Origin of the sequence: Caldisericum sp. (assembly GCA_022759145.1) — a bacterium.
In the GTDB taxonomy this organism is placed as follows: domain Bacteria; phylum Caldisericota; class Caldisericia; order Caldisericales; family Caldisericaceae; genus Caldisericum.
In genome coordinates, this window is record JAEMPV010000018.1 from 1 (window position 1) to 15,104 (window position 15,104).

16 protein-coding genes are annotated in these 15,104 nt (G+C 37.3%); 6 read left to right on the top strand and 10 right to left on the bottom strand.

All coding sequences use genetic code 11. The annotated features are described in order from the left end of the window. The 9 genes from JHC30_01060 to JHC30_01100 all read right to left on the bottom strand — a co-directional run. On the bottom strand, positions 1 to 171 hold a 171-nt coding region (locus tag JHC30_01060; protein ID MCI4462743.1), incomplete at its 3' end, for an ATP-binding cassette domain-containing protein. Positions 172 to 174: 3 nt separating this feature from the next. Next, entirely contained in the window at positions 175 to 969 is a 795-nt protein-coding gene (locus JHC30_01065) for an SDR family oxidoreductase (GenBank protein MCI4462744.1), read from the bottom strand. Then, complete coding sequence (locus JHC30_01070; protein ID MCI4462745.1) at positions 959 to 1,738, bottom strand: DeoR/GlpR transcriptional regulator; 780 nt, start codon at positions 1,736 to 1,738, stop codon at positions 959 to 961. Before JHC30_01070 ends, JHC30_01065 begins: the two co-directional genes overlap by 11 nt. Continuing rightward, positions 1,728 to 2,492: an inositol monophosphatase gene (locus JHC30_01075; protein ID MCI4462746.1), complete on the bottom strand. Its 765-nt coding sequence runs from the start codon at positions 2,490 to 2,492 to the stop codon at positions 1,728 to 1,730. Before JHC30_01075 ends, JHC30_01070 begins: the two co-directional genes overlap by 11 nt. A gap of 2 nt (positions 2,493 to 2,494) precedes the next feature. Further along, positions 2,495 to 3,442 carry a metallophosphoesterase gene (locus JHC30_01080; GenBank protein ID MCI4462747.1) on the bottom strand — a complete coding sequence of 316 codons (948 nt, stop codon included), beginning with the start codon at positions 3,440 to 3,442 and terminating at the stop codon, positions 2,495 to 2,497. Positions 3,443 to 3,451: 9 nt separating this feature from the next. Further along, complete coding sequence (locus tag JHC30_01085; protein MCI4462748.1) at positions 3,452 to 4,201, bottom strand: hypothetical protein; 750 nt, start codon at positions 4,199 to 4,201, stop codon at positions 3,452 to 3,454. Between the two features lie 9 nt (positions 4,202 to 4,210). Beyond that, the gene (locus JHC30_01090; GenBank protein ID MCI4462749.1) at positions 4,211 to 5,785 is read right to left on the bottom strand and encodes an APC family permease; all 1,575 of its coding nucleotides are present in this window, start codon (positions 5,783 to 5,785) and stop codon (positions 4,211 to 4,213) included. A 2-nt stretch (positions 5,786 to 5,787) separates the two neighbouring features. Next, the gene (locus tag JHC30_01095; protein MCI4462750.1) at positions 5,788 to 7,293 is read right to left on the bottom strand and encodes a carbohydrate kinase; all 1,506 of its coding nucleotides are present in this window, start codon (positions 7,291 to 7,293) and stop codon (positions 5,788 to 5,790) included. Continuing rightward, positions 7,290 to 8,072, bottom strand: a complete 783-nt coding sequence (locus JHC30_01100; GenBank protein ID MCI4462751.1) for a BtpA/SgcQ family protein — start codon at positions 8,070 to 8,072, stop codon at positions 7,290 to 7,292. The genes JHC30_01095 and JHC30_01100 overlap by 4 nt, the downstream gene beginning before the upstream one ends. A 176-nt stretch (positions 8,073 to 8,248) precedes the next feature. Between JHC30_01100 and JHC30_01105 the strand changes: the two genes are divergently transcribed. Then, entirely contained in the window at positions 8,249 to 9,709 is a 1,461-nt protein-coding gene (locus JHC30_01105; protein MCI4462752.1) for a phosphoenolpyruvate carboxylase, read from the top strand. Here the strand turns inward: JHC30_01105 and JHC30_01110 are convergent, their stop codons facing one another. Then, complete coding sequence (locus JHC30_01110; protein ID MCI4462753.1) at positions 9,710 to 11,383, bottom strand: ABC-F family ATP-binding cassette domain-containing protein; 1,674 nt, start codon at positions 11,381 to 11,383, stop codon at positions 9,710 to 9,712. A 167-nt stretch (positions 11,384 to 11,550) separates the two neighbouring features. Between JHC30_01110 and JHC30_01115 the strand changes: the two genes are divergently transcribed. Genes JHC30_01115 through JHC30_01135 form a run of 5 tightly spaced genes read left to right on the top strand, consistent with a single transcriptional unit; the run spans position 11,551 to position 15,083 of the window. Beyond that, on the top strand, positions 11,551 to 12,096 hold the full coding sequence (locus JHC30_01115; protein ID MCI4462754.1) for a serine acetyltransferase: 546 nt from the start codon (positions 11,551 to 11,553) through the stop codon (positions 12,094 to 12,096). Then, positions 12,080 to 12,967 (top strand): cysteine synthase, encoded by an 888-nt coding sequence (locus tag JHC30_01120; protein ID MCI4462755.1) that lies wholly within the window; start codon positions 12,080 to 12,082, stop codon positions 12,965 to 12,967. The genes JHC30_01115 and JHC30_01120 overlap by 17 nt, the downstream gene beginning before the upstream one ends. A gap of 12 nt (positions 12,968 to 12,979) precedes the next feature. Next, positions 12,980 to 13,558 carry a nitroreductase family protein gene (locus JHC30_01125; protein ID MCI4462756.1) on the top strand — a complete coding sequence of 193 codons (579 nt, stop codon included), beginning with the start codon at positions 12,980 to 12,982 and terminating at the stop codon, positions 13,556 to 13,558. After that, positions 13,555 to 14,241, top strand: a complete 687-nt coding sequence (gene sfsA, locus JHC30_01130; protein ID MCI4462757.1) for a DNA/RNA nuclease SfsA — start codon at positions 13,555 to 13,557, stop codon at positions 14,239 to 14,241. Before JHC30_01125 ends, sfsA begins: the two co-directional genes overlap by 4 nt. A 56-nt stretch (positions 14,242 to 14,297) precedes the next feature. Further along, entirely contained in the window at positions 14,298 to 15,083 is a 786-nt protein-coding gene (locus JHC30_01135) for a DUF72 domain-containing protein (GenBank protein MCI4462758.1), read from the top strand. Positions 15,084 to 15,104: the final 21 nt, after the last annotated feature.

The window sequence follows — 15,104 nt, forward strand, 5'->3', positions numbered from 1 at the left end:
AACAGTTTCAAAGCCAGCAATAGACCTGAGTAGTGTTGTTTTCCCGCATCCGGAAGGTCCCAGAAGAGAAACAAGTTCACCCTCGTCAACTGAAAGTGAAAAGTTATTGACTGCAACGACATTTCCGTAGGTTTTAGTAATATTTTTTAGTTCGAGGTAATTTTTCTTCATTTTTTAATCCATAAAGGCGCCACCATTTACATTAATGGCTTCTCCTGTTACAAAGTTGGAAAGGTCTGAAGCAAGAAAAACAGCAACTCCAGCTACATCATCAGGTGTTTGAAGCCTTCCCAAAGGAGTGTCTTTAATGTAAAGTTCACGCACAACATCCTCAGAAACACCTCTCAACTGCGCTTCCCACTTAACTTCTCTTTCCTGCATGCTCGTCTTAACATAGCCCGGGCAGATTGCATTTACAAGGATTTTGTATGGTGCAAATTCTCCTGCAAGTGCCTGTGTTAAACCAACAACTGCAAATTTGCTTGCAACATAATGCGCTAAGAAGGGTGCGTTTCCTCTCTTACCTGCCATAGAGGCTGTGTTAATTATCTTTCCTCTTACTTCGTTAACAATATCCTGCTTCACCATATGCTTTAAAACTTCTTGAGATACAATAAAGACACCTTTTGCGTTAACATTCATATTGAAATCCCAATCAAAATCCGTAAGGTCAAGAAATTTATTCATAGTTGAAACGCCAGCGTTATTGTGGAAAACATCAATCCTTCCTTCGTTTCTGTATATCTCTTCGACGACTTTACGGACTTCATCCCTGTTTGTTACATCCATCTTCATTGGAATTGCCTTACCTTGAAAAGTTTCAATTTCATCTGCAACACTTTTGGCTAACTCCTCTTTAAGGTCAAGCACATAAACCTTTGCACCTTCCTTAGCGTAGGCTATTGCACAAGACCTGCCAATCCCAGAACCGCCACCAGTAATCGCTATAATCCTTTCTTTAAGAAGCATCAAGCACCTCCTTGGTTAAAATTTTTATATTGAATTTATTTAATGTGTCTAAAAGTTTACCCGAGGGCGATTTATCAGAAATAAGGTATTTTACAGAGTCAAAACCTGCAACGAATGAAAATGCAATTTTATCAAACTTACTTGAATCAGCAACAACAATGACTTCTTTTGCATTTTTAATAAGCGATTGCTTTATAACCGCATCGTCAAGGTTGTATTCAGTGAGCCCTGCATCTGCATCAATTGCACCAATTCCAAGAAATAACTTATCAACATAAAAGCTCTCCACTGTTCTTCTTGCAATCTCACCCACCATTGAAAGCTCCCCTGGTCTCACTATGCCTCCTGTAAGTATCAATCTTATTTCCTTTTTATCAGCAAGAAGTGTTGCAACGCGTAGATTTGGCGTGAGGACTGTTAAGTTATGCTTTGAAACAAGATGCTTTGCGATTTCAAGAGTTGTAGTGCCAACATCAAGGGCAATGCTATCTCCATCCACTACAAGCAAGGAAGCTATATGTCCGATAATTTCCTTTTCCTTTTTGTGCTTTGACTCCCTTATAATAAAAGGTGGCTCAAAACTTCTGCCCCTTGTGCTTACAGCTCCTCCATAAACCCTCCTAAGAAGCCCTTCATGCTCAAGTCGTGAGAGATCTCTTCTTATAGTCATTTCAGAAACATTAAGTATATTTGCAAGCTTTTCAATCTCAACGCTTCCGTTTTTCTCAAGTTCGGAAAGAATCACTTTTGCTCTCTCTTCAAAAATCACTAAGCACCTCCAGTATTTCGCTGTGTATCTTTCCGTTTGTTGCAACAATCTCTCCTCTGGATAAATAATTACTTTCCCCTGAAAAATCAGAAACAGTTCCTGAAGATTGCCTTACAATTATGGAACCTCCTGCAATATCCCAGATATTTAAGCCCTTTTCCCAGTATCCATCAATAATCCCCTCTGCAACATGAGCAAGGTCAAGAGCAGCGCTTCCATCAACCCTTACAGAGATACTTCTTCTAAACAATTTTTCAAACTGAGGGAAATTTGAATATTCTGAAAAATCATAGGGAAAACCAGTTGAAAGAAGTGAATTTTTAAGCGTATCGGTTTTTGAAACAGAGATAATATTTCCGTTTTTGTAAGAAGGTGTTTCAACTGTTGCATAGTAGAGTTCTTCAAGAATTGGATTATACACAACGCCAAGGATAACTTCGTTACCTTCTAAAAGCGCAATAGAAACTGCAACAAGGGGATACCCTTTCACAAAGTTTGTTGTGCCATCGAGAGGGTCTATGACAAACACTTTGTTTGACCTGCCTTCAATATCTTCACCTTCTTCTGTTACAATTCCGTATGAAGGAAAAGACTTTCTTATCCTTTCCCTCACCAAACCATCTATTGTTTTATCAATATTTGTTACCAGGTTATTATCACCTTTTAATTCAACTGAAAAAGACCCTTTAAAATTTTCTTTTATTATCTTTCCGCACTCTTTTGCAAGATCAATTGAAAATTCAAGTTCAATCATCGCTACCCCATCGTAAATTGGAAATTAAATCTTTTTCTCTTTTCATCAAGATTAATAAGAACACCCCTTAAAATCCCATCAGAATACTCAGAGCCAGGATTAAGGGAGACAGTTTTTCCTATTTTTGTGCTCCCTGCAGATTCATGCACATGACCGTGCAATCCAAGATCTGGTTGAAATTCCTCAATTATCTTTCTTACGCTTTTACTTCCGACATTTTCGGTTGCAACAGAGCCACCTTCAACAACAGGTTTTAGCGTGCTATCAAGTTTTGGTGCAATGTCAAGAGGAGTGTTATGAGGTGGGACATGTATATTAAAAATTGTGAATTTATTATAATCCATCTTACTTGCAAGTTCTTTTAATTCGGCATAGATTTCTTCTTCACTTTTTTCTCTTGGCGAGTTCCATGGAGTCGGGTTTGAATACCCGTAAGAAAGCATTTCTACTCCATCAACAATATCCACAACTTTCATATCGGGATTAACAACATAACTTGAGACCATAAGCGCTTCATCAACAACAGGATCATCGTCGTTACCGGGCGATATGTAGATCTTTATTCCAAGTGGTTTCAGTCGTTCTGTTGCTAAAAGCACCCAATCCTCAAGCGTATGCTTTATAACAGACCTAAAAACTTCCTTTCTTCTTTCGGGATTATTCTCCAAAACTTCCAATTCTTCTTCCGTTGTTACATATGGATAAAAACCATTGAATCTTATTTCCTCTTCAAGTTTTGGAAGTTCACTTTTTGAAACTACCTCATCCCTTCCTTGATAATTTGCCCTGTAATTATCATTAGTCAATTTTACAATTGGCACAAGCCCCTTACCTGTGATATCTCCGCCAAGTATAAGCACCTGTGCGTTATAGAATTTGCCTGCATTTACAAATTTCTTAAAACACCTTTCAGAACCATGTATATCTGTTGTGAAAAATATCTTAAGCACAATAACCTCCTAAATTTGAACCTCTTCTGGCTCGTCGTACCACTGCACTTTTCTTCCTATAATACTTCTCATTTTCCAGCTAAGGCTTTTTGGTGCATTTTCAAATGTCTCAAGCATATAATCAATTGTTTTGTTCACAGAATCGTGAAGTTCGCCTGTAAGATAATCCTTTGAAAGTTCCTTTAAAAACTTTAAATTATCCGTTGTTGTGGTATACCAACCCCAATCATTAGACAAAATGCCCTTTATATATTCAAGATCTTCAATTTCATTCTTGTTATTCAAACCAAAATCGTGGTCAACAAGAAGCATTAAAAGATCCTTAACATCTTTTTCGTTCATCTTATGAATTTGGATTTTAGTAAGGAACACATCCCCTAAGGAAATCGTATATGGAAGTTTTTCGAGCCTGTTTTCAAGATTAAGTTTGTGGCATTGCTCAAAAACACCTACAAAGATATCAATTTGATATTCATTCTCTTTATAATAAAGAAGCCTTGTCTCTCCGTGAAGAGCGTTGAACTGTTTGTCTGGAATAAGACCCGAACTTTCGAACACCTTATTCAACGCCTTAACTCCTTTCCTGTTAACAACAAAATCAAGGTCTTTATATTCTCTTTTCAAAGTTTCAATTTTACTTCCCTTTGGCGCATTAAGATACACAGCAAGCCCCCCCACAAGGCGGAGGGTTGCCCCCTCCACCTTGCACCTATCAATCAATGTTTTTGCAAAATCTACAAGAACTCCTGCTTCCTTCATAGCACACCACTATTCTGGCGGAATCTCTGTAAATACCTGTGTAATATCGATACCCTGTGCACGTCTCACTGCAACTGCAATGAGATACCAGATAACTGCAATAACAGGAACAGAGAAGGCTTCAATCATCGCAATTGGTTCAATCTTGAGACCAAACTGAGGGACAAGGAACGCAGCAACAAAAACCATACCCCAGGTTATTACTGTAACAATGCCTGAAATCGTCATAAGAGGAATTCCACCGACTTTTTTCTTTGCAAGGTCTGGTGCATTTTCAAAAAGGTCTTTCTTTTTGTATGGGAACACAATTGCTGCAATTCCCACGACAACAAAAGCAAGTGCCATAACTGCGATAATGTTTATTAGATACCCTCCAAGACCACCATAGATATTCAAGAAGTTGAGAAGTTCTATGTATAAACCCATAATTATTGTTGCTTTAACTGGTGTATGCAAGTTTGGATCAACATCTGCAACCCAGTCTGGTGCAAGCCTATCAAATGCCCATGCAAATAGGTTTCTTGTCCCAAGTAAAAATCCTGCTGGTGTCCACCATACAATACTCAAAAGGAAGGCAAGTGCGATATAAACCTTGATAAACTGAGGAAGGCTCAAAAATCTTGTAAGCGCAGGGAGTATGAAGACAATGCCCTTAGGTAACTTATCGGAAGCATTCATTCCCACATAGGAAAGAGATGAGAAGAAATCAAATCCCATTGCCTTATAAACCAAAAGTGAACCAAGCGCATACAAACCACCACCAATAAGAAGCGCACCTATAACTGAAACAATTACTGTCCTTCTTACATTCTTTATCTCTCCTGCAAAGTAGCCAGTCCATTCAAATCCAGTTAAGTTCTGGAAAGCCCATAACATAGCAAGTATTGTCATTTTCCAGTCAATACCCTGTGGTGGTGTATAACCTGCACTCTTTGCTATGTCTATTATTTGCTCAGGTTTTACACCTGTAATCGTTGCAAAACTTGCCTGGAATGCTTCTTTTGATGTTACTAAAAGACCCAGATACCAAAGACCAACACCAACCCAAACAATAATAAACAAAATTCTCATAAATTTTGCAGCAAATTTGGTTCCCTTAAGCATTATTAGTGTGAAGAAGATCGTCAAAATAGTTGCAACAATGAATTGGTTTCCTGGCTTTGCAAACCAATCGACAAATGATTGGGGAAGATTTGCAACATAACCAAAAGCGGGCATAAAGAAAGTCATCATTGTGGTAAAGTTAAAAGCAACCCAGTTTACAAAAACAAATGTGAGGGTAACATTAACAACAAAACCTATGAGAGGGCTTAGAGTTCTGCTCACCCAAACATAGTCTCCACCTGAACGAGGCATAATGAGTGTAAAGAAGATGTAAACACCACCAAACCCTAACAGAAGAATCGATCCAAGCACAAAGGCAAGTGCAATGTTTGCACCTGGGAAAGATGCCGCACCAAACTGGAGCGCTTGAGAGATACCAACCGGGATAAGGATTGCAGCAAAAACAAGGTTGAACGCATCAAAAGGTGTAAGTTCTCTTACAAGCCCTGTTGCGTTCCTTACAAACAACTTTTGCGCCATTTTTAACCTCCTTTGTTATATTTTGTTTGTACTTCGTACAACCTCTCAAAAAGCGGCTTAAGAGTTTTGTAAAGATCCTTATAAAGGGCAAAATACTCTCTGTAAATAGGGGTTTTCTCTTTGTTTGGCTTTATAATCTCAAAATCCTTAAGGAATTTCTCAATTTCTGAATAATCCTTAAAAATATTTGAAGAGACACCAGCAAGAAAAGCAACACCCAATGATGAGCCTGGGTTTGACTTAATGTATTTCAATTCCTTGCCAAGTGAATCAGCTGCTATTTCTCTTGTAAGCGGATTACGTGCTCCTCCTTCCGATATAAATACCCTCTTTATCTCAAGCCCTAAATCATTCAGGACATCAACATGGTGAAGAAAACCATAGACAATGCTTTCAAGGATTGACCTAAAAATATCTCCCCTCGTATGATGTAGTTGCAACCCAAACAAAACACCTCGTGCTTTTGTATCAAATATAGGGGTCTTTTCTCCAAGAAAATACGGCAATGTTATGATTCCTCTTGCTCCAATCTCACTTTTATATGCCTCTTCTGTAAGTTTGTCAAAACTATTTTCATTTACTACATTTCTCATAAACCATTTAACAAGAGAGCCACTTGCAGCCATACATCCGTTGAGGACATATTTATTTTCAATATCGTGAAAATCAATAAAAAGCCTTCTGTCAACCTTGAGAGTATCGGAGACGTACATTATGTCGCCTGCTCCTCCAAACTTAAGAAGCAAGTCCCCTTCGTATAGTAGTCCCATTGCAAGTGTGGAAGCAATGTGGTCCGCTGAACCCCCTATTACAGGAATTCCACTTTCAAAACCTGTAATACTTTCAACCTCTTTTGTTGTATATCCTATTATGTCTGTAGGCTTTACAATCGGGGGTAGTAACGACTTTTCGATAGAAACAGCATTGAGAATCTCTGTATCAAACTCTTTTGTATGGATGTTTAAAAGACCACTTTCAAGAGCCCAGTTCAATTCAACATGCACTTTGCCTGTAAGCCTTGTTGAAACAAAGTCATACGAGCCCATTATCCAGCGGGTATTTTTTACAACATCTTCCTCGTGCTTTTTAAGCCAGAGCCACTTTGGGAAAATTACCTGCTGGTTTATTGTATTGCCTGTTTTCTTGAAGTATTCTTCCTCGTTAATTATTGATTTATAATACTCAATTTCTTCAATAGCCCTTGCATCATTTTGCTGGATTGAATTTCTTAAAGGCTTTAAAGTGCTATCAACGGGGATTAGTGTTGGAACCATACCTGTTACACCAACGGAAGCAATCCTCTTGTCAAGACCTGCATTATGGATGAGAGAAAGGATTTCGTAAGTATTACTTAAGAATACATTTGGGTCTTCCTCTGCAAAATTTGGCTGAGTGCTTATAAGGTCGTGCTGAACAGAATGTTCAAACACAATGTTACCATTAGGGTCAATTACGACACCCTTTGTTGATGTTGTTCCAATATCGATACCTAAGGAAAGGTCTCTCATCGTAGTTTGTTTACTTTATCCATTAACCTCAAGACTCTTTCTTTATCTACAGGATTCCAGGTTATTCCATCTTTTTTGAAATATGTGCCAACGATTGCACCATCTGCAACCTTCAAAAGTTCTTCAACATTATTCTCATTTACGCCAGTGTTAACAAAAACAGGGACGGAGACATTTTTCTTTACCCTTTCAATCATTTCTATATTTGGTGGAGCACCGGTCATTGGTCCAGAAACAAGAATAACATCGGCAAGCGATGAGAAAGCAACGCTTTTTGCAATCTCCTCAATAGGACGCCTGTCTAAAGAATAGGCAAATTCTGCGGAGATATTAAAGAAAACTTTAACTCCATTTGCATCTAAAAGTTTCTTGTATCTGTAAACCTCGCCAACAGATGTGTTCCAGAAACCCATATCAGATACATAAACACCTGTTAAGATTTCCCTGACAAACTGTGCTTTTGTTGCCTTAGCAAGCGCTATTGCAGCGAATGGATCCCATAGGACATCAATACCGTGTGGAACTTTAAGGTCTTTAGAAACCTTTCCAATTACAAATCCCATTGTTGCAGCAGTTGCATAGTTTGCATCAAGTTTGTATGGTCGGTCGTTTTCATTGCAGAACATTATTGCATCGACTCCGCCTTCCTGAAGATTGTTTACATCGTTTGCGATCCTATCTACAAGATAATCTATCCCGAGAGTGTCATCATACAAAGGAGAACCAGGAAGCGGTGGGAAGTGCGCCATTCCAACTATTGTTTTTGTTTTTCCAAACATTTTAGCCTCCTTTTGTTCATTGTTGTGAGATATTATATTATACTTTGTTAATTTTGTCAATAGTTAACAAAAAGAAACAATCAAAAATTTTTAATAGGAAGCCAAAATTTAAAATATTCTTAATCTTATGAAATTTCTCTTGACTTTGCATGCATATTTAAATAAAATTCTCCAATATGAGAAAAATACCGAGATGTATGAGCACACAACATCCTGATAATGTATCCCTGCCGTTTTTTGCAAAGGGAAAGGAGCTTGACGGTGAGGATGAGGTCCTTGAGGCTTTCTATGTGTTCTCCCATCTTGGATGCGACGAGCAAATGTGGGACTACGAAGGAAAAGAAGGCGATGATTATGTTGTTAAGAAACTCCTTTCAAAATACAACTACTTTTTCAAAGAGAATAGACTTGGGAAAGATGTATTCCTCACGCTAAGAGTACCAAACCCTGAGTTTGAAACCATTGAAAGAAAAATTCTTCTTGAAACACTTGAAAGCATTCCACGCTCTTTTGATACAGCACATACGATTTACAAAGATGATATTGCTCCTATTTTTGAAGTTATCCTCCCAATGACAACATCATCTAAGGCGCTTGAAAGAGTTTACAGATACTATACGGATTTTGTTGTAGGAAAAGAAAACAAGCCAATTTTTGATTCAGATATATTAGTAAAGGATTGGGTATCAGAGTTTTATCCTAAGAAGATAAATGTTATCCCACTATTTGAAGATTTTACGCATCTTATAAATGCAGACTCAATAACGGAAGAGTTTCTAAAAGGAAAAAGTGATGAGTATATCCGTGTCTTCCTTGCTCGCTCCGATCCTGCAATGAATTATGGACTTATTGCAGCAATCCTTGCTGTAAAACTTGCGCTTTTCAAACTCTGGAAGCTTGGAAACAAAATCGGTGTTCAGATATTCCCTATTGTCGGTGTCGGTCCATCACCTTTTAGGGGTAATTTTACACCAAAAAATGTTTTGCGCACTGCAAACGAATACAGAAGCGTTTATACTTACACAGTCCAATCAGCATTCAAATATGACTATCCTGTTTCTGATGTGAGATTTGCAATAGAACAAATAAAAAGTATTGTTCCTGCGTACCCAAAGGAAATTGATGAAAAATTTGTTATGGACTTCTTCAACAACTACACAAAGGTCTACTTCAGCCATATTGAAAACCTTGCACCAGTCATAAACAAAGTTGCAAATCATATTCCTTCAAGAAGAAAAAGAAAACTCCATATAGGACTTTTTGGATACTCAAGAGAAAATGCATCAATTAAATTGCCAAGAGCAATAACATTCACAGGAAGCCTTTATTCTATAGGTGTCCCTCCAGAGATATTAGGGCTTGAAAGTTTAAGCGATAGTGAGATAGAAAATATAAAAAGGTATTACGAAAACTTCGAAGTCGATTTAAAGGATTCAATGCAATTTTCAAACCCCGACACGCCCTTCTTCCCGAAAAATGTATTAAAAGTGCTTGAAAAATTGGGAATAGATTACGAAATTAACGAAGAGCATAAAGAACTCACAAAAGCAATCGTTTCAACAGTTCTTGATCTTAAGAACTACAATATAGACGAACTAATCCTCCGTGCATCCCAGATAAGAAAATTCATAGGATAGTTACCTCATTTTCTCCAGCTTCTTTTTGAGGATTTTGAGTTCCTCTTCTTTTTTCTTATTTGGCGTATCCTTTAATAGTTTTTCAAGGTACTGGATACGTGCCTTAATTTTGTTTACCTCTTTTTGCTTTTGAGTATCAATTAATTTCTTTTCGCTTTTAGGTTTGCTCTCGTGATCTAAAAGAGTTGCATCCTCAAGGGTATATGTCTTATGAGCAATACTCTTTATCAAATACCTGTCGTGGCTTACAAGGAGGATTGTCCCTTTGTAATTTTTAAGCGCCTCAATTAAAGCCTCGGTTGTTTCAATGTCAAGATGGTTCGTAGGCTCATCAAGAACAAGAAAATTTGAACTTACAAGGTTCAGTTTTGCAATAAGAAGCCTTCGCTTTTCGCCACCACTTAATTCCGATACTTTCTTAAATACTTCTTCGTTTTCAAAGCCAAATTCCGCAAGGTAGCTTCGTGCTTCGCTTACCTCAAGCCCTTCCTTTAGCATTATCTCAAGGAGTGCATCGTCTGAGTTCAAAACGAATTCATCCTGTGGAAAATAGCGCAATTCAATACTTGGACCGATGTAAACATAACCTGAGTCTGGTTTTTCAAGCCCTACAATTATCTTAAGAAGTGTCGTTTTACCAACACCATTTTTCCCTATTATTGCAACACGGTCATTACGCACAAGATTTAGGTTAACATTTTTAAGGATTGTCTTACCGTCATACGATTTCGAAACATTCTTCACTTCAAGCACCTTAAAAGATCCAATATCTCCACTTTCAATGTTTATTTTTACAGTCTTTTCCTTTACTTCTTCAGGCACTTCAATTTTTTCAATCATCTTCTCTCTTGAAAGTGCTTGCTTTGAGCGTGTGCCATAGCGAAATTTTTCAATAAACTTCCTTTGCTTTTCAAGATAAAGGATTAGTTGCTCTCGCTCTTTTCTCAAGGCTTCGTCTTCAATTTGCTTTATTCTAATAAACTTATCATAATTTCCGGGGTATTCCTTAATTACACCATTATCAAGGTAGAGAATGTGTGTTGCAAGTTTATTTATGAAAGTTTTGTCGTGTGAAACGATAAGAAGTCCACCTTTGAACTGCAAAAGGTATTTTTCAAGCATCTCTATGGTCTCAATATCAAGGTTGTTTGTTGGCTCGTCAAGGATAAGCAACTCCGGTTTTGAAAGAATTGACTTAATAATAAGGCACTTTGTCCTCTCGCCGCCACTCATCATCGAAAGCGGTTTTGAAACTTTCGCTTCGTCAAGGTCAAAATCGCTTAACAAACTCATAATTTCGCTTCTGTATGAGTATCCGTTAAGGCGCTCGTATTCTTCCATAAGAAACGAGTAATCTTCGCCAAAGTCTCCAATGCTTTCAAGTTCCTCAAGCATTTTTTCAATCTCTTTTACAACGCCTACACCTTCTTCTATAACTTCTATTCCTGTTTTATCGATTGCCTTTATCTCTTGAGGCACATAACCTATAGAATTGGGACGCTTTACAGAGCCTTTGTCAGGAGATTTTACTCCCACGATAATATCAAGAAGGGTTGTTTTCCCAGAGCCATTTTCTCCAACAATGAATTTACGGTCTCTATCGACAGTGAAAGAGACATCCTTTAAAATTGGTCTTCCTTGAATTGAAAAGTGAATATTTGAAACTATAAGCATAATAACCTCAATTGAATATACAATAAGTACAACATTTTTGCAAGAAAGAGGAAAATTCAAACAAACTTATAAATAAGGCATTTTGAAATTATTACCTAATATGTTATAATTTGCAAAATTTTTATTCAGGAGGTTAAAAATGAATAGCGAAAAATTAGGAGGAGTTTATGGATGTAAGAAGACTCCTCAGAGAAATTTTAACGGATTTAAGGTTTTACAGGGAAAATGACCCATCTTCTCAATCTCTATTTGAGATTTTCTTTACCCCATCTTTCAAAGGTCTTTTAAATTATCGAGTTTATCACGAACTCTACAAAAACGGACATAAAGTTTTAGCAAAAATCCTCTACATACGAACAAAACTCAAATACAATATGGACATACATCCAGGCGCTGAAATAGAATCTCCAATTATGATTGACCACGGCTTTGGTGTTGTGATTGGTGAAACGGCATATGTAGGCAAATATACTATTATATACCATGGAGTTACTCTTGGCTCAAGAAGAATTGAAAAAGGGAAAAGACACCCTACCATAGGGAGGAATTGCCTTATAGGAAACCACGCATCAATTCTTGGCAATATAACAATCGGCGATTATGTAAAAATTGGTGCAAATAGCGTTGTCCTGGAGGACATACCCTCTTACTCAACTGTCGTAGGCGTCAAAGCAAAAATCGTGAAAGGAGTTTCAAATGAAAATGTTGCATAGAATTGGTAATACGCCTATTATAGAGCTTAAAAACAACCCGGGTATTTTTGTAAAACTTGAATACCTTAACCCATTCGGAAGCGTAAAGGATAGAATAGCATACTTTATGCTAAAAGATGCAATGTTGGATGGAACCTTAAAAGAAGGAGATTCAATTGTTGAGCCAACATCCGGAAATACAGGTATAGCATTAAGCGCCCTTGGAAAATTTTTTAATATAAAAGTCATACTTACAATGCCTGATAATTTAAGTAAGGAAAGGCTTACGCTTATGAGAAGTTTCGGAGCAAGAGTTGTTTTGACGGATAAAGCCTTTGGAATGAGTGGCGCAATAGAAGAAGCAAAAAGAATTATTGAAAGAAAAGAAGCAAAACTTATGTTAAATCAATTTGGAAACCCTTCAAATCCAAAAGCGCATGAACTTACAACTGCATATGAGATTTTAAAAGATATGAATTTTGAAATTGATGCAGTGGTTTTGGGGATTGGAACAGGAGGCACAATCACAGGCATCGGAAGGACACTTAAAAAAGCAATAAAAGGTGTGAAGATTTTTGGCATTGAGCCAGAGGAATCACCATACCTTACAAAAGGCTTAAAAGGAACACATTCAATAGAGGGGATTGGCGCAGGTTTTAAGCCAGAAGTCCTTGACTTAAGCCTGATTGATGACATATTTACAATTAAGAGTGCTGAGGCAAGAGCATTTGCAAAGGAGCTTGCATTAAAAGAAAGTATTTTGGGTGGCCCTTCAACTGGAGCAAATGTGCTTGCTTCAAGAATTATAAAAGAAAAATACGGTTTTAAGAGGGTCTTGACCATTGCACCCGATAGAGGGGAAAGGTATTTCTCAGAAGATTTGTTTTCATAGTAAAATTAAAATATGAGTGATATATTAAAGCTAATAAAAGAGAGAAGAAGCATAAGACAATTCAAGAAAGATAAAATAGACAGAGAAAGTATTGAGAAAATTCTTGAGGCAGGAAGATTTGCACCATCCGCAGAGAATAACCAGCCCTGGAGATTCTTTGTAATAGAAAAAAGTGAAAACATAAAGAAAGTTGGGGAACTCTGTTCCTATGGACCTCTTAATACATTTGTTTCAACTGCGCCTTTGCTTATAGTTATTTACACAAGTGCATCGCACAGGTTTGTAGATTTAGACTGCGGAATGTGTGCTGAAAATATGATGCTTGAAGCGCATTCTCTTGGGATCGGGTCTTGCTTTATTGGTGCCTTTAGAGAAAAATTGCTAAAGGAACTTCTAAACCTGGAGGACAAAACTCGCATAGTTTCCGTAATTGCATTTGGATATCCTGAAAAAGTACCACCTCCTCCTAAGAGGCTAACTCTTGAAGAACTAACAAAATTCGATACAGATACGAAAATCCGTAAAATTGGACTCTTCGAAAAAATTTTTAAAACAGGCCCACTTTCTATTTTCTTCAGGTCCAAAAAGTGAAAACACCCATATTTGAAATAAAGACAGATTTAGAAGCAACTTTTATTGAAAGGCAAAATAAGTTCCTTGCAACAGTATCAATTGAAGGAAATAATGCCCTTGCGCATATTCACGACCCTGGACGGCTTGAAGGAATCCTTGAAAAAGGAAGAACAGTATTACTTAAGGTTTTTGAAAATCCTCTTAGAAAGACACGCTACGAGATTGTTGGCGCAAAAGTTGATAAAGAAATCGTGCTTGTAAATTCAAGATACCATAACGAGATTGCTGAAGCACTTATAAGAAGGGGAATTGTAAAATTCGGAGGTTCATACTTGCAGATTAAAAGAGAAGTTAAATTTGAGAATAGCCGATTTGACTTTATGGTTGAAGATAAAGAAAAATATCTCATTGAGGTTAAGGGTTGCGTTCTTGTTAAAAACGGCGTTGCACTCTTTCCCGATGCACCGACAAAACGAGGCACTCGACATATGCTTGAACTTGCGCAATCAATCAACTTTGGCTTTAAGCCCATTGTCTTCATCCTTATATTCAGAAATGCTTTTGAGTTCAAACCAAATGGGGAAATCGACAAAGAATTCGAAAAGAATTTTTATAATGCCCTCTTACATGGAGTGGAAGTAAGAAAATTTGTCCTTTCATACGATGGAAGGTATGTGTATTTTGAAAAAGAAATACCTTAAAACTTGAAAATTTGCATTTAAAAATTTATGGAGTAATATTTATTGGAGGCTTACATTTGGACGAAAGTGTTTTGTGGTATATAGGGACGAGTGGCTTTCAATTTGATGATTGGATTGGCACTTTTTATCCCGAGGGAATAAGCAAAAGCAAACTTTTCGACTACTATGTAAAGAACTATGGATTTAATTCTGTGGAACTTAATTCTACTTTCTATGCGATCCCAGGGGCCAAATCTCTTCAAAGGCTTTCTAACAAGGCACCCGAGGGATTTAAGTTTGCTGTAAAAGTCCATGGCTCAATTACACACGAGCAAAGGCTTGACGATTTGTATAGGTTCCTTGAGGTTTCAAAGGTCTTCTTAGAGGATGGAAAATTGCTTGCGTTTCTTGCACAGTTCCCTTATTCTTTTAAGAAAACAGATGAAAACATATCTTATCTATACAGATTAAAGGAGGCATTTACATATTCAGAACTTCTCTACATAGAGATTAGGCACGACTCCTGGAACAATTTTGCAAGGTCAAATTACGACTTCAATTTTGTCATCCCTGATTTGCCAGAACTTCCCCATCTTCCAAGATTTTCTCACTGGGTGCAAATACTAAAAGAAAGAAAACAAGAAATACTATACGCAAGATTTCACGGGAGAAACAAAAACTGGTACGAGGCAGACGAAAAAACACGATACGATTATTTTTATTCAGATGAAGAACTTATTACCTTTAAAAGTGCAATGGAGAGCATTCCCTACAAAATCAAGGCAGGATTTTTCAATAACTGTTTCTTAGGCAAAGCAGGCAAAAACGCATTTAAGTTTAAAGGAATGATTAATCTTCAATGAGGGAACATTTAATTTTAATCT